Below are 21,549 nucleotides of genomic sequence, written 5' to 3'. Positions count from 1 at the left end.
CCCCCGTTTCTTCGCTCAGCGCACGACCGGCAGTTCGAGGTCGAGGTTCGAGCCGTCGATGGTGGCCGGGATGTTGGGATCGCGCGCCGGCAGGATCACCGTGGCGAGGCCGGGCGTGGTCAGCTCGCCGCGCTGGTTCTCGCCGCGGATCTCGATGTCGACCAGGGCGTGGCGGTCCTTGACGTACTTGCGCGTCACCCGGCCGCGGCACCAGGTGGTGTCGCCCATGGTGTTGAAGCGGCGCATCTCGGTGCGGACGCGCTTCAGGAAGGCGGCGTCGCCCATCCAGTTGGTGACCAGCGAGGCCATCCAGGACGAACGCTGTGGGCCGTAGTCGTAGACGCCCGGCACGCCCACCTCCTTGGCGGTGGATTCACGGTGGTGGCCGATGCCGGTGTACTCCAGGCCGCCGCCCGCCTCCGGGTTGCGGAAGAAATGGCCGGGGTGCTTCATCGCCGCCATGAAGACCACGCCGTGGGTGTGGCCGCGGCCGCTGCCGACCAGGAAGCCCATGGTGTCCATCAGCGACAGCGGGCCGCGGACGATCGGGTCCAGCTCCTCGCCCTCCTTCACGTCCTCCCAATAGCGGACGTTGGCGCCGCGGATGCCCGACATCTCGCGCATGATCGCCTCGTCGATCTGCGCGAACTCGTCGGCGGTGTATTCGTGGGTCTTGATGTCCTTGTACTTGCCGGCGTCGCGCGCCGCCTTGCGCTCGTGCCGGGTGCAGGTGCCGAGCGCCCGGGCCACCAGCTCGCCGTGCTGGTTGAAGTAGCTGGCCTCCACGTATTGCAGCACCAGCCGGCCGGAGAACTTGCTCTCCTTCTCGTCCACGCCGACGACCCGCTCGATGGCGGAGATGCGGTCGCCGGGGCGGATGTGGCGGAACAGCTCCCAGTCGTTGCCGGCGTAGAAGCCGTGCACCCCCGGCAGGCCCCAGCGCGTGCGCCCCACCCAGCCGAAGGCCATGGGGAACATCGGGTGCGCGATCTGGCTGCCGAAGCGGCTGTTCCGGCCGTATTCCAGCTCGCGGTACAGCGGGTTGAGGTCGCCGATGCCGTTGCACCAGTTGCGCATGGTGTCCGGCGTGGCGTCCTGCAGATAGGGCCCTTCGGGGCGCAGCTGCAGGCCGATCATCTCGCGCGCGGCGGCGACGGCCTCGTCCGTGATCCTGCCTTCGGCCGGCGCGCCGCCGACCTCCACCACGGGCTTCGTCTCGGTCTCAACGGTGGTCACGTCTCGTCTCCCTCATTGGAGTTTTTCTGGCTGAGTTTTCCGGCGGAATTTTTCTGGCCGGGGGCGGATCGCGCCGGATGCGGGGCCTCTCGGGCACTCCCGCCGGCGCAGGACGTCGGTCCAAGCTCGTGCACATTATATAATGCATTCTCTGCCAGGCTGTCAACGCGCCATGATGACCTTTCCAGTGATTTTTCTTCGGGAAACGCTCACAACGAAGGCGACGGCGCCGCAAATGATGCATTCTTTGATTCAAAACGATGGCGGCGTTGCCCTGAAGGGTCCAGCGTTGGTTTTGCGGCTTGCGCCTAGAAAGAAACTAAACAGGGCCGGCGCTCCTCATAGCCCCTCCCCCTTGACGGGGGAGGGGTTGGGGAGAGGGTGGTTGCGCCCGGCAGGGCGGAAAAGAATCACGTTCCGCCTGCCGGCGGCTATCCCCCTCTCCCCAACCCCTCTCCCGCGAGGGGAGAGGGGCATTATCCCAGTTTCATCCCGCTGCGGGTTAACGCGCCAGCGCCGGTGAGAACTCAACCCAACCTACGGGAGCCGCCCACGTAGGTTGGGTTGAGGCCCAAGCCGAAAACCCAACGGCCGCCGCCTCCCCGCCTCAGAACCCGTCGGCGGTGGTGACCTGGGCGAAGCGGCGCAGGCCGGCGAGGGCGAAGTCGTGCTCCTCCTGCGTGGCGCCGGCGCAGCAATCTTCCAGCACGACGCAGGTGAAGTCCCGGTCGTGCCCCTCGCGCACGGCGGCCGACACCACGCCGTTGGTCGACACGCCCGAGAGCACGAGGCGGCGGATGCCGCGCGCGCTCAGCAGCGGTGCCAGCGCGGTGCCGTAGAAGGGGCTGACGCGGTGCTTGACGATGTCGGCGTCGCCCGGCTGCGGGGCGAAGTCGGCGTGGACCTCGGTCCCCCAGGTGCCCAGCTTGAAGATGCCGCCGTCGCGCGCGCGGGTGAACACGGGGGAGCTGTCGGGCACCTCCCGGTAGTCGGGCGAGAAGCCGACCCGGACATAGCCCACCATCATGCCGGCGTCGCGGGCGCGGGCGATGGCGCGGGCGGTGTTGCCGTACACGCCGCGCGCCGTCATCAGCGGCACGTAGCTCTTGCCCCCGGCCCCGTCCGGATGGACGAGGTCGTTGATCATGTCCATGACCAGCAGCATGGAATCGGTCGCCATGGGTCCTCCTGTTCCCTTATGTCCGTTGCGGCGGGACCAGGAGAAGCGGCGGTCAGCCCTGCATGCTGGCCTTGAACTCCTCCCAGCCCGACCGGATGTGGGTGCGCAGCGCCGAGAGAAGCGCCCCTTCGTCGCGGGCGAGGATCGCCTGCATCATCTCCTGATGCTCGTCTGACGCGCGGCCGATGCGGTGCGCCAGCTTGTTGATCAGGTCGAACGGGTAGCGCGCCCACAGCGTGCGCACGAAGCGCAGCGTGATCGGCTGGTCCGCCGCCAGATAGATCAGCTCGTGAAAGCGGTAGTTGATGACCCGCACCGCCTCGCGGTCGCCGCGCGCACTGGCCGCCTCGATCTGCGCCTGCAGGTCGCGCAGCTCGTTCACCGTGGCGGTGGACAGCCGCGGCAGCGCCTTCAGCGCCAGCTTGCATTCCAGCGTCACGCGCAGGTCGACGATCTCCTCCGTGGCGTTGATGTCCAGCGGCGAGACCACCGCACCCCGGTGCGACGTCCCTTCGACGAAGCCTTCCGCCTCCAGCAGCTTGAGCGCCTCGCGCACCGGCGTGATGGAGGTGCCCAGCATCTCCGCCAGTTCCGCCTGCTTCAGCTTGGACCCGCGCGGAAAGCGGCCGGAGATGATCCCCTCGCGCAGGTAATCGGCGACCCGCTCTTCTTTCGTCTGGTGCAGCAAGCCTTGATCCTTCCCGGACAGGTCCACTGCCACATTTACAGGCACAACAGTGCACAATGCAATATATCATCTCATGACGCCATCGTGTCATGGCAACCTGGGTGGCAGGTCCACCCGATGCACCCTCCCTTCGAAGCCAACACCCGCGGACGGGTAGATCGCGGCCACGCGCGGGTCGTGCGCGGGAACCACGTGGTCGTCGCTGTCGGCCAGTTCGCGGATGCGGTCGTGCGCGGCGATCATGTCCGACACGTTGAAGGCCACGGCGAAAGGGATGCCGCGCTCGTACTCCTCGTAATAATGCAGCGCGTCCGACGCCAGGACGACCCAGCCGCGCGCGGTGCGCACGCGCACGATCTCCTGTCCGGCGCAATGGCCGCCCACCCAATGCACCGACACGCCGTCGGCGATCGCGCGGTCGCGCCCGTGCAGGTCGACCCGGCCTTCGTGCAGCAGCTGCACCATCCGGCAGATCTCGTCCACCTCGTAGGCGTGGCGGAACCAGCGCCGCCCCATCCACGGGCCGGTGACATAGGCCATCTCCTCGGCCTGCATGTGGAAGCGGGCGTTGGGAAAGGCGTCCAGGTGGCCGGTGTGGTCGTAATGCATGTGGGTGATCAGCACCGTCTCCACCCGCTCCGGCTCGACGCCGAAGTCGCGCAGCGTCGCCACCGGGTCCAGCAGCATGGTGTGCCCGTGCTTCTTCGCCTTCACCGGGTTCATGCCGGTGTCGACGACGATCACCCGGTCCCCGCAGCGCAGGAACCAGCAGAAGAAATCCATCGTCAGCGGATCGTCCGGCCGCGCGTCGAGGATGAAGTTCCGGCCGCGCAGCCGCGTCTCGTTGGTGCCGTAGCGGATCGCGTAGATCTCATATTCGGCCGGTTCGCCGGTCCCGTTCGCCATGCCCGTCCCTCCCCTTTTGTCTTTGTTTCCCGACATCACGCCGCGTGCTGGCCCGCCGCCCCCAGATAGGCGTCGATGACCTCCTGCCGCGCGGCACGGGTCTGCAAATCGTCCCGGTGCCGGTGGCCGACCAGCCGACCGGAGCGCAGGAAATGCACGCCGTCGGCCAGCCGCATGGTCATCTGCAGGTTCTGCTCGACCAGGACGATCGCCAGCTCGCCGTCGCGGCGGATGCCGGCCAGCCGGTCGAACACCCGCCGCACCAGCAAAGGCGCCAGGCCCAGCGACGGCTCGTCCAGCAGCAGCAGCTTCGGCCCCGCCATCAGGCCGCGTCCGATGGCCAGCATCTGCTGCTCGCCGCCGCTCAGCTTCCAGGCGGCGCCGTCCACCCGGGGTGCGATCTCCGGGAACAGGTCGAGCACCATCGCCATCCGCTCCCGCCGCTGCACAGCCGTCGCTTGGTAGCCGCCCAGCACGAGGTTCTCGCGCACCGTCAGGCTGCCGACGATGGCGCGCCCCTCCGGCACGTAGACGATGCCGCGCGCGACCCGCTGGCGGGTGGTCAGGGCGCCGACCGGCGCGCCTTCGAACAGGATCTCCCCCCTGGCGGGGATCAGCCCGGCCAGCGCCTTCATGATCGAGCTTTTGCCGGCCCCGTTGGCGCCCAGCAGCGCCACCACCGCGCGCGGTGCCACGGTGAAGGAGACGCGCTCCACCGCCTGGGCGCGCGCACCGTAGAAGACCGACAGGTCACGGACGGCGAGCAGGTCAGTCATCGTCGCTCCCCAGGTAGATCCGCACCACGTCCGGGTTTTCGCGCACGTCGCGGGGCGTGCCGCAGGCGACGAACTCCCCGAAGTTCAGCACGTAGATGCGGTCGCACAGCGTCATGACGAGGTCCATGTCATGCTCCACCACCACCATGACGAGGTCGGGCGAGGCCAGCCTCTGCAGGGCCCGCGTCAGGTCGCGCGTTTCGGAGTTGTTGAGCCCGGCCGCCGGCTCGTCCAGCAGCAGGACGGTGGGCCGGCCGACGATGGCGCGGGCGATCTCCACCAGCCGCTGGTTGCCGGGCGGCAGCTGCGCGGGCGACCGGTCGGCCGCGTCCGCCAGCCCGAATTCGGCCAGCGCCGCCAGGGCCGCCGTGCGCATGGCGGCCCGCTCCCGCCGGCCGCGCGGCAGCGGCAGGAAGGCGTTCAGCCAGCCGGCGCGATGGTTGCGCGCCAGCCCCATCATGACGTTCTCGACCACCGTCAGGTCCGGGCACAGCGCCACCGTCTGGAAGCTGCGCACCACCCCGTGCGCCGCCCGCGCCGCCGGGGGCAGGCCGCTCAGCGACCGGCCGCCCAGCGCGATGGCGCCCTGCTGCGGCCGGTAGGCGCCGGTCAGGCAGTTGAACAGGCTGGTCTTGCCCGCCCCGTTCGGGCCGATCAGGCCGGTGATCTCGCCGGGGCGGAACTCCAGGTCGAGGTTGCGCAGCACCCGGATCCCGCCGAAGGACAGATCGATGTTGCGCGCGGTCAAAGCAGCGGCGCTCATGGCACGCTCCTCCCTTCGCCGCGCCGGCTCTCGATCCAGCCACGGATCTTCGGCGCAAAGTGGCCCACCAGGATCACCGCCAGCAGCGCGCAGCCGTAGAACACCGGGATCCACGCGCCGGAGCCGGCCAGGACCTGCGGCACCAGCGTCAGGAACGCGCCGCCGACCAGCGCCCGCCCCAGCGTCAGCCCGTAGAAGCTGACCACCGACCCCACCAGCAGGAAGACGGCGGACCACAGCGTGAAGCCACTGGGCGACACGGTGGCGCTGGCGTAGGCCATGGAGGCGCCGGCCGCGGCGGCAAGGCCCGTGCTGATCGCCATCGCCGCGATGCGCGCCCACGCCCGGCGGGTGCCGAAGGCGTCGGCCGCGGCCGGGTGGCTGCGCGCCAGCAGCAGCGCCATCCCCTGCCGCGATTCCCGCAGCCGGGCCAGCGCGTAGACCCCGGCGAACAGCAGCAGCAACGCCACGTAATAGCGCTGCAGCCCGACCGGTGCCAAGGGCACGACCGCCTGCGCCACATAGAGCCCCTCGTAGCCGCCGGTCCAGGCGTCGCCGGCGTCGATGACCTCCGGCAACGCCAGGGCCAGCGCCATGGTCGTCACCGCCAGATAGATCCCCGACAGCCGCCGCGACGGCCACGCAAAGGCGATGCCCAGCAGCACCCCCACCGTCACGGCCAGCGGCAGGCTGATCCACAGCGACACGCCGTAATGCTTTTCCAGGATCGCCACCGTGTAGGCGCCGGCCGCCGCGAAGACGCTGTGTCCGATGGACACCTCGCCGCCATAGCGGACCAGGACGCTGACCGACAGCACGCCCAGGCTGTTGGCGAAGGCGATGCCCAGGGTGAACAGCCAGGACGGCGCCACCAGCAGCGGCAGCGCCAGCAGCACCGCCGCCAGCGCCACGCTCCCCGCCGGACCGGCGGCTAGCCGCAGAACGTCGCCCGGCGCCCTGCGGTCCACATGCGGCAGGCCGGCGATTTCAGACACGGGACCCTCCACCGGCCGCGGCGAGCACGCCGTTGGGGAAGATGTTCAGCGCCACCAGGATGACCGCCAGCAGGAAGGTGCTGCTGAACTGCGGCGAGACGTAATAGGTGAAGACGTTCATCAGCACGCCGATCAGCACGCCGCCGACCAGCGCCCCCGGCAGGCTGGTGAAGCCGCCGACCACCGCCGCGGCGAAGGCCTGCAGCATGAACACGGCGACCGTCGTGACGCTGAGGAAGGTGGTGGGCACGATCAGCAGCGCCCCCACCACGCCCAGCACCGCCGCCACCGTCCAGGCGAAGACGTGCACCGCCTTCAGGCTGAGGCCGCAGACCTCCGCCGCGAAGGGGTTGTCGGACATGGCGCGGAAGGCGACGCCCAGCTTCGTGTGGTCGATGACGAAGAACAGCGCGCCGATGGTGGCCACCGCCACCGCCAGCACCGTCAGGTCGTAGCCGGTGATCCGCAGCCCCAGCACCGTGGCGCGGAAGTCCGGCACCGGCAGGTCCAGCGCCACGATGTCGGCGCCGAAGACCAGCAGCGTGGCGCCTTGCGCGATCAGCCCGATGCCCAGCGTGGCGATGGTGGCGGTCAGGTCCGACGCGAACACCAGCGGTGCGATCAGGGTGTAGGTGAGGACGGCGACCGCCACGATGGCGACCAGCGTCACCCCGACCGCCGCCCCCCAGGACAGGTTCAGCAGAACCCCGCTGGACAGGCCGTAGACCAGGAAGGCCGCCAGCCCGGCGACGTTGCCGTGCGAGAAGTTCACGACCTTCGAACATTTGAAGATCATCACCAGCCCCATGGCGCCCAGCGCGTACAGGCACCCGGTGATGAGGCCCGCCCAGACCAGCGGGAACAGGTCGGACAGCACGGCGAGAACGGCGGAGGATGCGGACATCAGCGCTCCTCCCCCAGGACGCCCCGTTCCACCAGCCGGATCACGCCCGGGAAGTACTGCCCGCCCAGGCCGTGCTCCACCGCCAGTTCATAGTACCGCCGCGCCGTCTCCGCCGCCTTGATCGGCACGCCGGTCTCCCCGGCCAGCTGGAAGACGTAGCCGATGTCCTTCAGCACGTATTCGGGCGGGAAGGCGCGTTCGGGGAAGGCGCGCGGCAGCATCGCCTTCATGCCGTGGTTGCGCAGGACGAAGCTGTCGCCGGAGCCCTTGGACACCGCTTCCAGCATCGTCTTCGGCGCGACCCCGGCCCGCTCGGCCAGGACCATCATCTCCGCCAGCGCCACCACATGCTCGAAGACCAGCATGTTGTTGACCAGCTTCAGCACCTGCCCCGCGCCGACGTCGCCGCCGTGCGTGATGTCGGTCGCCATATAGGCCAGGATGGGTTCGATCCGGGCGAAGACGGCGGGGGCGGCGCCGACCATGATGGCCAGTTCGCCGCGCTGTGCCGCCTCGCGCGTGCGGGCGACCGGGGCGTCGGCGAAATCGACGCCGCGTTCGGCCAGCCGTGCCGCCACGGCGCGCGCGGTCGCGACCGGGGTGGTGGACAGGTCCACCACCACCGACCCGGCGCGCAGCCCCGCCGCGACCAGCCGCTCGCACACCGCCTCCACCTGCGGCCCGCCGGGCAGCGACAGGCAGACGACGTCCGCGGCGGCGGCGATGGCATCCACGCTCGCCGGTTCCGCCCGGGTGTCCGCCAGTGCCGCCAGCGCCTCGGCCGACAGGTCCTGCGCCAGCAGGCGGCCGGGATGCTTGCGGGCCACGTTGCGGCACATCGGGCCGCCCATGACGCCCAATCCAATGAATCCGATCGTTTCGGTCGTCCCTTCGCTGGTCATGGCATCAGTCCATCAGCATGCCGCCGTTGACGTCGAGCACGGTCCCGGTGATCCAGTTCGACTGCGGGGAGGCGAGGAACAGGATGGCCTGGGCGATGTCGTCGGGCTGCCCGAAGCGGCCGAGCGGGACGTTGCCGTTGGCCGAGGGTGCGGCGCGCTGCGTGACCGTCTCCCACATCGGGGTCTCCACCGGCCCCGGCGCCACGATGCTGGCGTAGACGCCCTTGGCCGCCCCCGCCTTGGCAACCCACTTCATCAGCCCGTGCACCGCCGACTTCGCCGCCACGTAGGAAGGGCCCGAGGCGACGCCGCCGATCTTCGCGGCGATGGAGCCCAGCGCCACCATCTTGCCGTAGCCCTGGCGCTCCATCACCGGCATGACCTCGCGCACGGGGTGTACCACGCCCATCAGGTTGACGTTCAGGATGGACATCCATTCCTCGTCCGTGGATTCGGCCAGCGGGCGGTGCGAGATGGTGCCGGCGCACAGGATCAGGATGTCGATGCGCCCCAGCGCGTCCACCACGCCGCCCACCGTCCGCGCGACGGCGGCGCGGTCGGTCACGTCCAGCGGCCGGTACTCCACCCGCTCGTGGTCGAAGGCGGCCGTTTCCTGGATGTCGGTGGCGACCACGCGGGCACCGGCCGCGGCCAGGGCCAGCGTCGTGGCCCGCCCGATGCCGCCGGCCGCGCCGGTGACCAGGGCGACCTGCCCCTCCAGGCACGGCGGCCCGCTCAGATGAACATGATTCATGTCTTTGCCCCTCGATGGCGTGCAGCGGGGAATTCCGGGCCGGGGTCACTCGGCCTTGGCGTTGAAGACCACGTCCGGGTAGGGCCGGAAGTCGCGCACCAGCACGAACTGGCCGTTCTGCGCCTGGATGATGCCTTCCTGGCGGGTGCCGCGATGGTCGCCGGCCCTGAAGCTCACGCCCTTGGCGCCGCCGACGGTGACGCCGTCCAGCGTTTCCAGCGCCTTGACCAGATTCTCGCGGGTCAGCGGCTTGCCGCTCTTCAACAGCGCGCGGAAGCCTTCGCCGAACACGGCGGCGTTGCTCCAGCCGTTCAGGCCGAACACGCCCTGCGCGTCGTTCGGGTAGTGCTTCTTCACGGCCGCGCGGTAGGCCGCCACCGACGGCTCCCCGCTCGTCACCGGCATCAGCCAGGAGGAGAAGTAGACCCCGTTCAGCAGGTCGCCCGCCAGCTTGAAGGTGGAGGGGTCGGCGGTGAAGAAGGGCGCGAACCACTTGGCGCTCACCCCGGCTTGGTCGGCCGCCTTCAGCGCCGCCGCCAGGTTGGCGTTGGAGCCGAACAGCACGACCGCCTCCGCCCCGGCGTTGGCGACGCGGCGGATGTGCGGGGCGAAGCTGGTGGTCTTCACGTCGAAGGGCACCGATTCCACCGGTTCCAGCCCGACGTGCTTCATATAGAGGTCGAAGCCGCGCTTGCCGGACTTGCCCAGCTCGTCGTTCTCCCAGAGGAGCGCGATCTTCTTCAGCTTCAGGTCGTTGACGGCGTAGTCGACGTTCATCGCCGCCGACCAGCCGTAGTCCGGCAGCAGCGGGAAGACGTTCGGATCGACGTAGAAGGCCGAGGCGCCGCCGATCGGCCCGACGACGGGCAGCCCGACCTCCCGGGCATAGGGCAGGACGGCGGTGTTGGTGGCCGTACCGACCGAGGCGGCGAGCGCGAAGATCCCCTCCCGCTCCACCATCTGGCGGGTCACCGACGCGGAGCGGGCCGGCTCGTAGCCGTCGTCCTGCGTCACGTACTTCACGGTCCAGCCTTCGATGCCGCCGTTCTCGTTGACGTGCTTGAAATAGGCGTCCGCGGCGTGGGTCAGGATGGCGTAGAACGGCACCGGCCCGGTGACCGGCGTGAAGGCGCCGACGGTGACCACCTTCTTCGCTTCATCGATCCCGATGTTCTTGTTCCCGGTGTTCTGCGCCTGCGCGGGTGCGGCGGCGGCAAGCGCCAGCAGCCCGGCGGCTGCCGCGAGAGTCTTCAGACTCGGCATGGTCTCGTTCCTCCCTAGCTTTTCCAAACAGCTCTTTTTCTGAGAGGGTAGGCGACCATCGGCCGGGCGTCAATAAAAAATGCATTATGCATCTGCTGGCTTGCGCGGCCTGCAGTTCGGAAACGCCAAAAAACTTGCGCCCTAGGGCTTTCGTAAGTGTTGCCCCGCGAAAAACCCACTCGCCGCATTGTCCAGCCACGATGGACAATGCATTATTCGGAGCTACCCTCCCCTTCCGGCAGGGCGAAGGCCACGATCCGGTGGGAGGGGGCTTGCCGGTCGCGCGGGGGCAGGCGCCGGTAATCGCCATAGAGCCGCGACAGGGTGGCGTCGTGGGCCGCCGGCACGGGGAACAGGTGGCCTTCGAACGGCATCGGCACCGTTTCAAGGAATTCCGCGGCCGGCCGGATCAGCCTGCGGGCCCGTTTCCGGTCATGCGGCATGGCGACCAGACATGCCATATGGCGGGCGTCCGTGCTGTCCAGCAGGCCGACCCACGCCTCGTACAGCCGGGCGCGCCAGCGGAAGGGAAGCAGGACGCCCATCAGACAGGCCGGGCGGGCGGCAAGGCGCTGCCAGAGGGGCCGGTCCGGCGCAAGCCGTCCGCGCCTGGGATGGTTGAACAGCGCGCCGGCCATCGTCGCCAGCCGGGCGGCCACCAGATGCACCCACCCCCACCAGCGGTCGGGCGCCACCGTGTCGAAGGGAAAGATGTCGATGAAGATGCCCTGGTGCGAGGGATGGTCCGCGCAAGCCGCCTCCCGGAACGTGCTGCCGTTGCGGCGCAGCTTGGCGTAGGCCCGGCGGAAGGCCGGGTCGCTGCGCCAGTGCTGCAGGAAGCAGTCGGGTCCCAGCAGGGCCGGCGCCTCGGCCAGCAGCCGGCGGTAGTCGGCGCGCGGCATGGCGACGTCCACGTCGTCGTCCCAGGGGATGAAGCCCCCGTGGCGCACGGCGCCCAGCAGCGTGCCGGCCGCCAGCTGGTAGCGCAGGCCCAGGGATCTGCAGACCCGGTCGAAGTCCAGCAGCATGCGCAGCTGCACGGCGTGCAGCGCCCGCAGCTGCGCGGCGTCGAGCGTCAGGGCCGGGACCGCGTCACGGCTCATGGCAGGGCCGGCCCCGCGACCAGCGGCAGGGTGGCGAGCGCGGGCGAGATGCCGGCCAGCGGGTGCGCCACGGCCAGGGCGCGCGCCCCCGGCGGCGGGCCGGCGCCGCCCGTCAGCCGTTCCAGCCAGACGCCCTCCGCCGCCCGCCATTCCAGGTATCCCGTGGAGACCCAGGGCTGGGCCACGGCGCTGCGGCAGCTGCCCAGGTGCAGGGACAGGCCGGCGCCCCTGATGTGGGTGATCTGGATGCGGGGGCCGAACTTGTTGAAGGCGCGGCGGGCCTCCAGCCCCTCCATCACCGCGCAGCGGCGCGCCGCCGTCTCCACCGCGGCCGGCCAGTCCGCGCCGCTCAGGTCCCGTTCCCCGCCCCGGCGGACGAGGTTGCGGCCGGCGCTGGCCAGCTGTGCCGGGGTGGGCGCGGGGGCTGCCGCCTCGCGCGCGGCCAGCAGGGCGAGCGTGGCCGCCGGCCCGCCGCACGGCTCCGTCAGGTCCAGGCAACGCAAGGTCACGCGCGGGCCGGAACGCAGGCGCAGCAGTTCCGACAGGCCGGCCAGATAGGCGTCCTGGTCGGCCAGGCGCAGATTGTTCACCCAGCCCAGCACGCCGCGCAGGCAGGTCAGCGTGATGACGACCCCCGGCGCGTGCAGGGCGGCCAGCCGTTCGGCGTAGCGGCGCAGATAGTCGATCCAGAACAGTTCCGCCCAGTCGGCGTGCGGAAAGGCGGCCAGACGCCAGCCCTTGTAGCCGCCGAACGGCACGCTGAACTCCAGCGGCCGGCCCGCCGCCACGGCGTCGGCCACCTTGCGCCCGATGTCGTCCGCCGTGGCCGCGTCCACGGCGCTGCGCCGCCAGGGGCGGGCCGTGATGGCCGACACCAGGGCGGCGGTGCCGCCCCCCTCCTCCGGCGAAGGCGGGGCGGGTGGGGCCGGATCGGGCGTGGTCAGCCGCGACAGCGTGGCGGCCAGGGCGTCCCGCTGGTCCGCGCTCAGGTCGCACAGGCTGATGGCGGCCGGCGTCACGCGGGAATGTCCATCAACTCCAGCGGGCTTTCCCGCCAATAGGCCACCGGGCGGCGCAGGGCGGCCAGATAGGCGTCCTGCGCCATCTCGCGCGGATCCCACGGCGGCAGGTGGTCGACCGCCGCCGCCAGCCCCGCCAGAACCTCCATCAACGCCGGCCAGCGCCGGGCGAAGCCGGGGTCCAGCGCCGGAAGGTCGGCGGGCAGGTCGCGAAAGTACGGCGCGGGATCGTCATGGCCGAAGCGCACGGCATAGCCGCCGGGGTTGACGATCCGGTAGATCAGCTTGCGCCCGCCGAAGCGCAGATAGCGCACCAGCAGCGCCCGCGCCGCCCGTTCCGGCTCGGCGTGGATGCCCGACGGGCCGGCCGGCGCCCCCGGGCGCAGCCAGTCCAGCCAGGACGGCGCGCCGCCAAATGCCCCGCCGGACAGCTGAGGCGCCGACCGCGCCAGCAGCCGGGCGGACGTCGTCCGGCAGGCGGCATGGCCCAGAAGGCTGATCAGGTCATCCTCGGGCGCCGTCCGGTGCCGGGTCGAGGTGAAGTCGTAATCGACCAGCCGCACGTGCTCCGCCGCGTCCGGCCGCCGCAGCCATTCCGCGACGGTCGCCAGCCGCTCCCCCGGCCGCCGCCGGCGGCGGGGGGCAAGGTCGGGCACCGACACCAGGATGTTCTTGGGCGTGGCGTCGCGGAAGGGGACGCAGGCGTCCCCCGCATCCCACAGGGCCCGGACATCGTCCAGTTCCCGCAGGGCCGCCGCCGTCAGGGGCGGCAGCCGCAAGAGGTGCAGCAACGTGGCGAGGAGGTCGCGCACGTGGCTGTCCAGCGGATAGGGCGGCAGCGCGGACGCCCCCGGCCACGCCGCCAGCGCCCGCTGCATGCGCCCCAGCCGGTCCAGGCAGCGGGCGAGCAGCGTGACCGCCGCCGCCTCGGCCGACCGGGCGAGGGCCGGGGTGGCGGCCTCCACCTGACGCAGCAGCCGCAGCAGGTCGAACAGCCGGATGCCGGGCACATGCTGAAGCGCCAGATGCGGCCCGTCCACGCGCTGCGGTGCCGGGGCCAGTTCCTCCCCCGGCTGCCGGTGCAGCCAGTCGAGCACGGCGAACTCGTGCGCCGCCTCCGCCGCGTTGGCGCAGGTCTTGATGAAATGCCCGTCGCGCAGCGTGTCGGGCTGCGACAGGCTGCGCCGGTCCTTGCACAGGTTCTCCCGGAAGTAATCCAGCGTGCCCGCGCCCAGCAGCCGCGCGCGCATGGCGTCCAGGTCCGCCGGGGTGTCGACGTCGCCCACCTCCCCCACCGCCAGCGGCAGGGCCGTCACCACCGGCGCATCGGGACCGGACAGCAGGTCGCGCAGCACCTCCCATTGCGCGCCCACCCCGCGTGCCGCCGCCTGCCGCACGGCGGGCCAGAGGGCGGACGGCCAATGGACGGCGGGCGCCATCATCAGCGGCGCGTCCGCCAGGGCGGGACCGATGGCCGCGATACGGGTTCCGTCGCAGGGGGTTCCGTCGCCGGGAGTTCCGTCGCCGGGGTGCGGGCGCAGGCCGACGGGGTGGTCGGCGCCGGCATCCCAGGGCAGGGCCGCCACGGCGGCGGCGTCGCGCGCCGTGGACAGCAGCCGCGCCAGGACCTGCGGGTGGTAGACGCTGTCGGCGAACAGCACCCAGGCCCCGCCGCCGTCCGCCAGTTCCGGCAGGGCCATGGCCGTGGCGATGCTGTGCAGCACGCCGGTGCGGCCGTAATCGGCGTTGTGCGCGCGGACGGCGGTGGGCAGGTGCCGCCGGATCACCGGGTCCAGCAGGTCGGCCCGGTGCCCGGTGACGACGCAGACCCGGCCGATGCAGGCCCCGCGGCCGGACCCGATCCGCCGCAATTGCCGCAGCAGCAGGGGCAGGGTGCCCAGCCCGAACAGCAGCGGCGCCAGGGCCTTGTGCCCCTCGCCCCCGAATCTGCGCCCCGACCCGGCGGCAAGCACGATGACATGGGAAGGGGGCATGGACGCCGGCAGGATGAAAGGGAAGCAGGGTGGGCGGGAAGCAGGATGGGCAGAAGGCAGGATGGACGGGGTGCCGGCCCCGCGACGGTTCCGGCGGCTCGCGGCGCATTGTTCGGCCAAATCCGCGCCGAGCGCAAGAATATCGATGTATGTTCAGGTGGGCACCCCGCCCCGCCCGCTCCCGCCGGTCCGCACATCCGGATCCCGCCAAAGCGCGGGGCCTTGACCGTGGTCAAGTCCCGCCGGCCCGGCCCGCCGCATGATTGCGATTGCGTCGCATTATCGTTGCAGAACGCAACACCCGCCCCCTCACCGAACGCCCCCCCGATCCCAGCCCCGCAGGACCGCCCATGCTCCGCATCACCCGCCGCGCCATCCTTGCCGGCGCCACCACCGCCGCGATCGTCCCGGCCTTCCGCACCGCCGTGGCGAATCCCCTGCCGGAACTGGTGCTGTGGGGGCCGCCGGCCGGGCCGTCGATCACGCTGGCCCACGCCATCGCCTCCGGCGCGCTGCGCTCCGTCGCCGACAGCGTCGTCTTCAAGGCGTGGCGCACCCCGGACGAGCTGCGCGCCGGCCTCACCTCCGGCACCATGCAGGCGTTCGTGCTGCCCACCCAGTCCGCCGCCGCACTGTTCAACAAGGGGCTCGGCGTCCGTCTGGTCAACGTGATGACCAACGGGCTGCTGTACCTCGTGTCGGCCGACGCGTCGCTCACCGCCATCGGCGCGCTGAAGGGCCGCACCGTCGCCGTGCCCTTTCGCAACGACACCACCGAGGTGCTGTTCCGCCGCCTGCTGACGGCGGCGCGACTCGTGCCCGACGCCGACATGACGCTGCAGTTCACCGGCACGCCGATGGAGGCGGTGCAGCTCCTCATGATGGGGCGTGCCGACGCCGCGCTGCTGCCGGAACCGACGGCGACCGCCGCGATCCTGCGGACCGCCCAGTCCGACAGGCCCGTGTCGCGCGTCGTCGACATCCAGAAGGCATGGAGCGACGCCACCGGCCTCGCCCCCGTCCTGCCGCAGGCCGGCCTGGGGGTCACCACCGCCTTCCTGGAGGCGAACGCCCCGGCGGTCGAGGCGCTGCACGCCGCCCTGGTCCAGGCGACGGCGGCGGTGAACGCCGATCCCGCCCGCGCCGCGGGCGACGCGGCCACCCCGCTTGGCCTGCCGGCGCCGGTCATCGAGCGGGCGATCGCGCATTCGAACCTCGTGGCCGTCCGCGCCCGCGACGCGCGCCCCGCGCTGGAGGCGGTGTTCCGCGCGGTGGCGGAGGCCGACCCGAAGATCATCGGCGGCGCGCTGCCCGCCGCCGGCTTCTATCTCTGAACCGACACCTCCGGGCCGAAGGGGCGGGCATGGGCAGGGGCAGGGGCATGGGCGTGGGCATGGGCAAGGCGATCCTCGACCGGCTGGGCCGGTTCGGGCAGTTCCTGTGGGCGGGGTGGGCCGGCGTGGCCGGGCTCGCCCTGTTCGCCGCGCTCTGGCAGGCGGGGCACGAGCGCTTCGGCGCCTTCATCCTGCCGGCCCCGCTGGAGACGCTCGCCGCCGGCTGGACCATCGCCGGCAACCCGGCCTCCTGGATCCTGGCCGGGACGACCACCCTGCGCGCCGTCGAAGGGTTCGTCCTGGCCGGCCTCGTGGGCACGGCCGGGGGCATCGCCGCCGGCTATTCGCCGGCCACCATGCGCCTCGCCCGCCCCATCCTCACCGTGCTCATCGGCGTGCCGCCGATCGCCTGGATCGTGCTCGCCATGATCTGGTTCGGCTCCACGGACGGCACCGTCGTCACCACCGTCGTCGTCGCGGCCGTGCCCGTCGTGTTCATCGGCGTGGCCGAGGGGGCCGTCACCCGCGACCGCGGCCTGGACGACATGGCCCGCGCCTTCGGCGCCGGGCCGCTGGCGCGCCTGACCACGCTGGGCTTCCGCCACATCGCCGCCTTCCTGTTCCCGGCGCTGACGGTGGCGCTGGGCTCCGCCTTCAAGGTGGCGGTGATGGCGGAACTGCTGGCCAACACCGGCGGCATCGGCGGCGCGCTGGCCGCCGCCCGCGCCAACCTGGACGTGGCGGAGGCGCTGGCCTGGGTGCTGATCGCCGTGGCCGGCCTGATCCTGGTCGAACACGCGCTGGTCCACCCCGTCCGCGCCGAGTTCGACCGCTGGCGCGACGCCGCCCGCCCCTGGGGCGTGAAGCGCTGAAGGGCGGCCGTCAGCGGCTCATGTCAAACGCCGCCTTGCGGAACAGCAGCGCCGATCCGCCCCACAGCGCGGCGAAGGACCCGGTGAGGACCACGATGTCCCCCGGCCAGTTCGCCCCAGCGGAGCCCCATCCCGCCATCAGCGCGATCACCGCGGCCAGCACCTGGGCGAGCGCCGTCGCGGCCAGCGCGCGGGACATTCCGTGCGGCCGGAAGCGCGCGATGACCGCACCGGCGATGCCGACGGCCAGCACGCCGCCGAACATCAGGTTGGCGGGGTTGTCCTCGGCCCCGATGATGCCGACGGCAAGGTTCATCCAGACGAGGATGAACGCCGCCGCGACCGCGACGCCGACGGCGGTCCGGTAGGCGCGGTTGCCCGTCATCCGCGCCGCCAGCTCGCAGGTGCCGCACGCGACGGTCAGCAGCGCGCCGAAGGCCATGAAATCGCCCGCCCCCCAGTTCACGCCGTTGGTGAACCGCATCGCGGCCAGGGGCAGCAGCAGCAGGAACGCCGCGGCGCCCCACATCGCCATCCTCCACAGGCTCCCGCCTGCGTTACCCGTGCTTCCCGCCATAGCCTTGCCTCCGTGCCCGAGCGAGCCCCGCAACCTAACATGGACGACGCGCCGGTTTCGAGACTTCGGGCTCGGCCGGGCAAGCGCCGGCTCCGCAAGGGGAGCCTCCGCCGCTCCATCAAACATGTTCTTCTCATATATGCCGGGCTCGATTGACAAGGTCGGCTTTTCATGTGTAAGAGAAACCTGACGGGTCGGGAGGAGGACACGCTTGCAGAGCGACGGCGATCGATTGCTGGGAATGATGTCGGCGCTCGCCAATCCGCACCGCCTGCGGATCGTCGCGGCGCTGACCCTCCAGGGGCGCACCTATGTCAGCCAGCTCGCGCGCGAGATCGGCATCAGCCGCCCGCTCCTCCACCTTCACCTGCGCAAGCTCGAAGAGGCCGGCTTGGTGACGAGCCGGCTTGAGCTGTCGAGCGACGGCAAAGCGCTCAACTATTTCGAAGTCGCACCCTTCGACATCGCCCTGACGCCGCAGGCGATCGCAGCGGCGGCACGCTCGCTGAGCGACCCCCCCGCAAAATCCGACGATTGAAAGGACACCGCCATGGCTGACAGGGCCACCATCTTCCTGCTCGTCACGATCCTCGTGCTCGTGACCATTCTGTTGATCTTCGCCATGAAATATTTCTCCGCCGCCCGTCAGGCGCGGCTGAGGATCACGAGCGAGGACGCCTACCGCGATCTGGCCGAGAAAGCGGCCAAGGCGCAGGCGGAGAGTGCGGCGGCCTTGTCCTCGCTGCAGGGCAGCGTCGCCGATATCAACGCCCGCTTGGCGAGCGTCGAGAAAATCCTGAAGGATGTCGGATGATGACGCCCCAGGACGTCGCCGAAGAGCAGCGCCACCTGCGCCGGATGCGGGTCGTCTCTCTGCTGGAGGGCAGCACCCTGCTGCTTCTCGTCCTTGTCGCCGTGCCGCTGAAGCATCTGGCAGGCCTGCCCGTCGCCACGGCGATCATGGGCCCGGTCCATGGCCTGGCCTTCCTCCTGTACGTCTGGATGCTGCTCCAGACCGTCTCCGGTGGCGGCTGGTCGCGCGCCGAGACATTTCGCCTGGTGATGGCGGCCTTCATTCCGTTCGGCGCCTTCCTGAACGAGCGCGCCCTGGCGCGACGGCAGGCGGCGCTGGCCGCTACCGCGTGAGAAGCGGGCAATGGACTATCTCTGGCTGAAGGCGCTCCACATCGCCGCCGTCGCAACCTGGATCGGTGGGATGCTGGCCGTCGCGGTGACGATCACCGCTGCCGGATCGAAAGCCGCGGACGAAGCGGCCGGCCGATCCGCCATTTTGAACGCGATGCGGCGTTGGGACCGCCGCGCGACCACCCCGGCGATGCTGCTCGCCTGGGCTCTCGGTCTGATGCTTGCGCTCCAGGGCGGCTGGTTCACCGCGCCCTGGCTGATGGTGAAGCTGGCGTTCGTCGTCCTGCTGTCCGCCTTGCACGGCGTGCTTTCGGGCACGCTGCGCCGGCTCGTGCGCGCCGACGAATCCTCTCCACCCGCGATCCTGCGCCATGCGCCGATCGGGATCGCCGCCGCCATTTTCGCAGTCGTTGTTCTCGTGGTCGTCAAGCCGTTCTGAGAATCGGTTTGCTGCGGGCCCAACTCAGCGGCTGCCGACCGGGAGACGGCCTCATGCAGTTCATAGCCCCCATGAAGGGGAAAGAGGCCTTCAGCCCGTCGCCTGTTGCCGGCCAGGGCAGGACCTGGGGTTGCCGTATAGCCCCTCTCCCCTCGTGGGAGAGGGGTTGGGGAGAGGGGGACGGCACCTTCCCCGGCAGGCCGCTCATCGGCCGGCCGTCGGGTGCCACAGATGCACACAGATTTCCTCAGATGCTCGCGCAGCGCCGCTGATGGATGGCTGATCGGCCTTCATCTGTGTCCATCTGTGGCTAAAAATCCCCCTCTCCCCGACCCCTTTCCCGCTCTCAGCGGGTCCAAAGGACCCGCCTGTCGCGTCAGCCGGATCGAAGATCCGGCGAGAGCCGGGGGAGAGCAACCGTCTTTTTGAGTTTTCGGGAGTGAACTTGGCATGCGGTCGGCGGCGGGCGCCGACCGTCGGCGCTGTCAGGCGGGCTGGTCCTCCCAGGTGCCGCCCTTGGCCAGCATGACGTTGAGGCGCACGAGCAGCTTGCGCGCGCAGGCGATCAACACCAGCTTGAGCGCCATGCCCTGCGCGCACAGGCACCGGCAATAGGCGGCGAGGCTGCCCTGCCAGTGTGTGGCGGCGGCCTCGGCGGCCATGTTGAGCGCGCGCCGGACGTCGGCCCGGCCGCCGGCGATGTGGCACTGCCCGCGCGACTGGCCGCTGTCGTGATCGAACGGCGCCACCCCGACCAGAGCGGCGACCTCCGGCCCCGCGATGCGGCCGAGTTCCGGCAGGCGGGCGGCCAGCGTGACCGCCACCACCGGCCCGTTCCTCCCGCGCCGGTTCTACGGCACCACCACATCGCCGGACTGGAGGCCCGAGCGGATCTCCACGCCCTCCGGCAACCGCTCGCCCAGCGTCACGGGGACGGTCTCGACCGCCTGGGTGGCGGGGTTGCGGCGCTTGACGGCGTAGCCCTGCGGACCGGGCGTCAGCAGCATCGGCGGCAGCAGCAGCGCGTTGGGGTTGTCGTAGACGATGACCTCGACCCGCGCGGTCATGCCCAGGCGCACGGCGCGCGCCGCCGCCGGGTCCACCGTTTCGACCAGCACGGTCACCGGGAAGGACGGCAGCGGCGAGGCGCCCTGCCCCTTCACCGCCTGGTTGGCGATGGCGGCGATGCGCCCCGGAAGCGTCACGCCGGGGAACGCCTCGCCGGTCACGTTGGCCGCCATGTCCGGGCGCACCCGGTTGATGTCGATCTCCAGCAGCGAGGCGACGACCCGCAGCTTGTCCAGCGCGCCCACGGCGAACAGCGCCTCGCCCTCGTTCAGCTTCATGCCGACGTCGACGTCGCGCTGCGACGTCGCGCCGCCGGAACCGCCCGATCCGCCGGCACCGCCGGACGGGCCGCTCTGCGGCGGGCGGATGACGATGCCGTCCACCGGCGCGCGGATGGTGGCGCCCTGCAGCTTGCGCTCGATCTCGCCCAGCTTGAAGCGGGCGTTGTCCAGTTCGAACTGGGCGACGCGCACCTGGCCGGGGTTGCCCTTGGCCAGCACGCTGTCCATCTCGTCGCGCGCCCCGTCGACCTGCGCGCGGGCGTCGCGCTCCTGGTCCAGCTGCATCTGGTAGTCCTGCCGGGCGACCACGCCCAGGTCGAGGAGCTGCTTGGTCTCCCCCGCCTTCTGGCGGGCGGACTGGTACTGCTGCTCGGCCCGCTGCAGGCTGCGCCGGGCGCGCGCCACATCGGCGCCGCGTTCCCAGTTGGTCAGCTCCTTGACGCGCTCCTGCGCCTTGATGACGGCGGCCTGGGCGTCGCGGTGCTGGGTCTGCAGCTCGCCCGGCTCGACGATGCCCAGCACGGTGCCGGCGGCCACCCGCTGGCCGTACTCGAAGTGCTTTTCCTTCAGCACGCCGCCGAACGGCGCCACCACGGTGACCATGCTGCCCGGCTCGATGGCGCCCATCAGCTCCACCGTCTTGCGGGCCGGCCGCGGCTGCACGGTGACGCTCATGCCGCCCATCCCGCCCCCCATGGAGTCGGGCATCGGCATGGGGGTGGCGGTGGGGTGGAACTCCCCGGACTGCCACGCGACACCGCCGGCCACGGCGAACAGCGCCAGCACCGACCCGGCGACGGCGAGGCGCCACGTGCGGGCCCGGCGGGTGGAGGCCTGCGCCTCCTCCTTGCTGCGTTCCAGGTCGCGGTAGGCGGTGGCCAGCTTGCGGTGCTGCTCCTCCAGCCGGTGCGCCGCCTCGCGCTCGGCCTCGCGCAGCGCCACCAGCTCGGTCACGTCGGTGAACAGGCAGACGATGCCCTGGCGGCGACGGCGGCCGGCGGCCGTGTCGAACAGCGCGCTGGTCTCCACCGACAAAGTGGCGGTGCTGCCGTCTGGCCGCGTGAAGGGCACCTCGTTGCGGCGCTCCGCCTCCTCGTCGGCGGCCTGCAGCACGTCCAGCACGGCGTCGACGAACGCGTCGCTGCCCGGCACCTCCAGCATCACCGCGCCGAACGGCATGCCCAGCGCGTCGTCGGCCGGGATGCCCAGGATGGCGGACGCGGCCGGGTTGAAGGCGACAATGCGGCCGTCGGTGCCGATGCTGACGACGCCCTCGGTCATGCTGTCGAGGATCGCGCGCGTCGCGTCGTCGCTCCCCGGCAGGGTGCCCGCCGTCATGCCCGTTCCCG

The 21,549-nt window shown here is 71.3% G+C and carries 23 protein-coding genes; 6 read left to right on the top strand and 17 right to left on the bottom strand.

The features are described 5' to 3' along the window. Positions 1-15 precede the first annotated feature (15 nt). The 14 genes from VED21_RS03250 to VED21_RS03185 form a co-directional block, all read right to left on the bottom strand. The gene (locus tag VED21_RS03250; RefSeq protein ID WP_324880874.1) at positions 16-1,236 is read right to left on the bottom strand and encodes an FAS1-like dehydratase domain-containing protein; all 1,221 of its coding nucleotides are present in this window, start codon (positions 1,234-1,236) and stop codon (positions 16-18) included. A 607-nt stretch (positions 1,237-1,843) separates the two neighbouring features. Next, positions 1,844-2,416 carry an isochorismatase family cysteine hydrolase gene (locus VED21_RS03245; protein WP_324880873.1) on the bottom strand — a complete coding sequence of 191 codons (573 nt, stop codon included), beginning with the start codon at positions 2,414-2,416 and terminating at the stop codon, positions 1,844-1,846. A gap of 52 nt (positions 2,417-2,468) precedes the next feature. Beyond that, positions 2,469-3,104, bottom strand: coding sequence for a GntR family transcriptional regulator (locus VED21_RS03240; protein WP_324880872.1), 636 nt, complete (start codon positions 3,102-3,104; stop codon positions 2,469-2,471). Between the two features lie 87 nt (positions 3,105-3,191). Then, a complete protein-coding gene (locus tag VED21_RS03235) occupies positions 3,192-4,010 on the bottom strand; it encodes an N-acyl homoserine lactonase family protein (protein ID WP_324880871.1) in 819 nt (272 codons plus the stop codon). Between the two features lie 35 nt (positions 4,011-4,045). Then, positions 4,046-4,786 (bottom strand): ABC transporter ATP-binding protein, encoded by a 741-nt coding sequence (locus VED21_RS03230; protein WP_324880870.1) that lies wholly within the window; start codon positions 4,784-4,786, stop codon positions 4,046-4,048. Next, a complete protein-coding gene (locus VED21_RS03225) occupies positions 4,779-5,549 on the bottom strand; it encodes an ABC transporter ATP-binding protein (RefSeq protein ID WP_324880869.1) in 771 nt (256 codons plus the stop codon). Before VED21_RS03225 ends, VED21_RS03230 begins: the two co-directional genes overlap by 8 nt. Continuing rightward, a complete protein-coding gene (locus tag VED21_RS03220; protein WP_324880868.1) occupies positions 5,546-6,544 on the bottom strand; it encodes a branched-chain amino acid ABC transporter permease in 999 nt (332 codons plus the stop codon). The genes VED21_RS03225 and VED21_RS03220 overlap by 4 nt, the downstream gene beginning before the upstream one ends. Then, a complete protein-coding gene (locus VED21_RS03215) occupies positions 6,537-7,448 on the bottom strand; it encodes a branched-chain amino acid ABC transporter permease (protein ID WP_324880867.1) in 912 nt (303 codons plus the stop codon). The genes VED21_RS03220 and VED21_RS03215 overlap by 8 nt, the downstream gene beginning before the upstream one ends. Next, complete coding sequence (locus VED21_RS03210) at positions 7,448-8,350, bottom strand: NAD(P)-dependent oxidoreductase (RefSeq protein ID WP_324880866.1); 903 nt, start codon at positions 8,348-8,350, stop codon at positions 7,448-7,450. The genes VED21_RS03215 and VED21_RS03210 overlap by 1 nt, the downstream gene beginning before the upstream one ends. 4 nt (positions 8,351-8,354) lie before the next feature. Next, positions 8,355-9,104: an SDR family NAD(P)-dependent oxidoreductase gene (locus VED21_RS03205; RefSeq protein ID WP_324880865.1), complete on the bottom strand. Its 750-nt coding sequence runs from the start codon at positions 9,102-9,104 to the stop codon at positions 8,355-8,357. A 45-nt stretch (positions 9,105-9,149) separates the two neighbouring features. Beyond that, on the bottom strand, positions 9,150-10,367 hold the full coding sequence (locus tag VED21_RS03200; protein ID WP_324880864.1) for an ABC transporter substrate-binding protein: 1,218 nt from the start codon (positions 10,365-10,367) through the stop codon (positions 9,150-9,152). Between the two features lie 212 nt (positions 10,368-10,579). Further along, on the bottom strand, positions 10,580-11,470 hold the full coding sequence (locus VED21_RS03195) for a LicD family protein (protein ID WP_324880863.1): 891 nt from the start codon (positions 11,468-11,470) through the stop codon (positions 10,580-10,582). Further along, positions 11,467-12,489 carry a hypothetical protein gene (locus VED21_RS03190; protein WP_324880862.1) on the bottom strand — a complete coding sequence of 341 codons (1,023 nt, stop codon included), beginning with the start codon at positions 12,487-12,489 and terminating at the stop codon, positions 11,467-11,469. Before VED21_RS03190 ends, VED21_RS03195 begins: the two co-directional genes overlap by 4 nt. Beyond that, positions 12,486-14,483: an NTP transferase domain-containing protein gene (locus VED21_RS03185; protein ID WP_324880861.1), complete on the bottom strand. Its 1,998-nt coding sequence runs from the start codon at positions 14,481-14,483 to the stop codon at positions 12,486-12,488. Before VED21_RS03185 ends, VED21_RS03190 begins: the two co-directional genes overlap by 4 nt. 350 nt (positions 14,484-14,833) lie before the next feature. Here VED21_RS03185 and VED21_RS03180 point away from each other — a divergent pair, with 350 nt between their 5' ends. Together VED21_RS03180 and VED21_RS03175 are read left to right on the top strand one after the other, a co-directional pair. Then, positions 14,834-15,817 (top strand): ABC transporter substrate-binding protein, encoded by a 984-nt coding sequence (locus VED21_RS03180; protein ID WP_324880860.1) that lies wholly within the window; start codon positions 14,834-14,836, stop codon positions 15,815-15,817. A gap of 29 nt (positions 15,818-15,846) precedes the next feature. Beyond that, complete coding sequence (locus VED21_RS03175) at positions 15,847-16,689, top strand: ABC transporter permease (RefSeq protein ID WP_324880859.1); 843 nt, start codon at positions 15,847-15,849, stop codon at positions 16,687-16,689. 10 nt (positions 16,690-16,699) lie between these two features. Here VED21_RS03175 and VED21_RS03170 read toward each other — a convergent pair whose 3' ends face one another. Next, positions 16,700-17,224 (bottom strand): hypothetical protein, encoded by a 525-nt coding sequence (locus VED21_RS03170; RefSeq protein WP_324880858.1) that lies wholly within the window; start codon positions 17,222-17,224, stop codon positions 16,700-16,702. 253 nt (positions 17,225-17,477) lie between these two features. On the opposite strand from VED21_RS03170, the gene VED21_RS03165 reads away from it, so the two are divergent. From VED21_RS03165 to VED21_RS03150, 4 genes are read left to right on the top strand one after another with little or no spacing between them, the layout of a single operon-like run. Continuing rightward, positions 17,478-17,804: a winged helix-turn-helix domain-containing protein gene (locus tag VED21_RS03165; protein ID WP_324880857.1), complete on the top strand. Its 327-nt coding sequence runs from the start codon at positions 17,478-17,480 to the stop codon at positions 17,802-17,804. 12 nt (positions 17,805-17,816) lie between these two features. Next, a complete protein-coding gene (locus VED21_RS03160; protein ID WP_324880856.1) occupies positions 17,817-18,080 on the top strand; it encodes a hypothetical protein in 264 nt (87 codons plus the stop codon). Continuing rightward, positions 18,077-18,412, top strand: a complete 336-nt coding sequence (locus tag VED21_RS03155) for a DUF3817 domain-containing protein (RefSeq protein WP_324880854.1) — start codon at positions 18,077-18,079, stop codon at positions 18,410-18,412. Before VED21_RS03160 ends, VED21_RS03155 begins: the two co-directional genes overlap by 4 nt. Before the next feature lie 10 nt (positions 18,413-18,422). Further along, on the top strand, positions 18,423-18,851 hold the full coding sequence (locus VED21_RS03150; protein WP_324880853.1) for a CopD family protein: 429 nt from the start codon (positions 18,423-18,425) through the stop codon (positions 18,849-18,851). Positions 18,852-19,336: 485 nt separating this feature from the next. On the opposite strand, the gene VED21_RS03145 is transcribed toward VED21_RS03150, so the two are convergent. Together VED21_RS03145 and VED21_RS03140 are read right to left on the bottom strand one after the other, a co-directional pair. Further along, positions 19,337-19,678 (bottom strand): transposase, encoded by a 342-nt coding sequence (locus tag VED21_RS03145; RefSeq protein ID WP_324880852.1) that lies wholly within the window; start codon positions 19,676-19,678, stop codon positions 19,337-19,339. A gap of 24 nt (positions 19,679-19,702) precedes the next feature. Then, positions 19,703-21,549: PAS domain S-box protein (locus tag VED21_RS03140; RefSeq protein ID WP_324880851.1), on the bottom strand; the 1,847-nt coding region annotated here is incomplete at its 5' end.

Source organism: Azospirillum sp. (assembly GCF_035627195.1).
Classification (GTDB): Bacteria; Pseudomonadota; Alphaproteobacteria; order Azospirillales; family Azospirillaceae; genus Azospirillum.
This window is presented reverse-complemented; position numbering and strand designations above follow the sequence as displayed.

Bases quoted from the DNA above. Each gene is read 5' to 3' on its own strand.
- VED21_RS03195 (WP_324880863.1), bottom strand. From the start codon at position 11,470: ATGAGCCGTGACGCGGTCCCGGCCCTGACGCTCGACGCCGCGCAGCTG.
- VED21_RS03170 (WP_324880858.1), bottom strand. From the start codon at position 17,224: ATGGCGATGTGGGGCGCCGCGGCGTTCCTGCTGCTGCTGCCCCTGGCC.
- VED21_RS03215 (WP_324880867.1), bottom strand. From the start codon at position 7,448: ATGTCCGCATCCTCCGCCGTTCTCGCCGTGCTGTCCGACCTGTTCCCG.
- VED21_RS03205 (WP_324880865.1), bottom strand. From the start codon at position 9,104: ATGAATCATGTTCATCTGAGCGGGCCGCCGTGCCTGGAGGGGCAGGTC.
- VED21_RS03225 (WP_324880869.1), bottom strand. From the start codon at position 5,549: ATGAGCGCCGCTGCTTTGACCGCGCGCAACATCGATCTGTCCTTCGGC.
- VED21_RS03185 (WP_324880861.1), bottom strand. From the start codon at position 14,483: ATGCCCCCTTCCCATGTCATCGTGCTTGCCGCCGGGTCGGGGCGCAGA.
- VED21_RS03230 (WP_324880870.1), bottom strand. From the start codon at position 4,786: ATGACTGACCTGCTCGCCGTCCGTGACCTGTCGGTCTTCTACGGTGCG.
- VED21_RS03150 (WP_324880853.1), top strand. From the start codon at position 18,423: ATGGACTATCTCTGGCTGAAGGCGCTCCACATCGCCGCCGTCGCAACC.
- VED21_RS03200 (WP_324880864.1), bottom strand. From the start codon at position 10,367: ATGCCGAGTCTGAAGACTCTCGCGGCAGCCGCCGGGCTGCTGGCGCTT.
- VED21_RS03210 (WP_324880866.1), bottom strand. From the start codon at position 8,350: ATGACCAGCGAAGGGACGACCGAAACGATCGGATTCATTGGATTGGGC.
- VED21_RS03160 (WP_324880856.1), top strand. From the start codon at position 17,817: ATGGCTGACAGGGCCACCATCTTCCTGCTCGTCACGATCCTCGTGCTC.
- VED21_RS03245 (WP_324880873.1), bottom strand. From the start codon at position 2,416: ATGGCGACCGATTCCATGCTGCTGGTCATGGACATGATCAACGACCTC.
- VED21_RS03180 (WP_324880860.1), top strand. From the start codon at position 14,834: ATGCTCCGCATCACCCGCCGCGCCATCCTTGCCGGCGCCACCACCGCC.
- VED21_RS03175 (WP_324880859.1), top strand. From the start codon at position 15,847: ATGGGCAGGGGCAGGGGCATGGGCGTGGGCATGGGCAAGGCGATCCTC.
- VED21_RS03235 (WP_324880871.1), bottom strand. From the start codon at position 4,010: ATGGCGAACGGGACCGGCGAACCGGCCGAATATGAGATCTACGCGATC.
- VED21_RS03155 (WP_324880854.1), top strand. From the start codon at position 18,077: ATGATGACGCCCCAGGACGTCGCCGAAGAGCAGCGCCACCTGCGCCGG.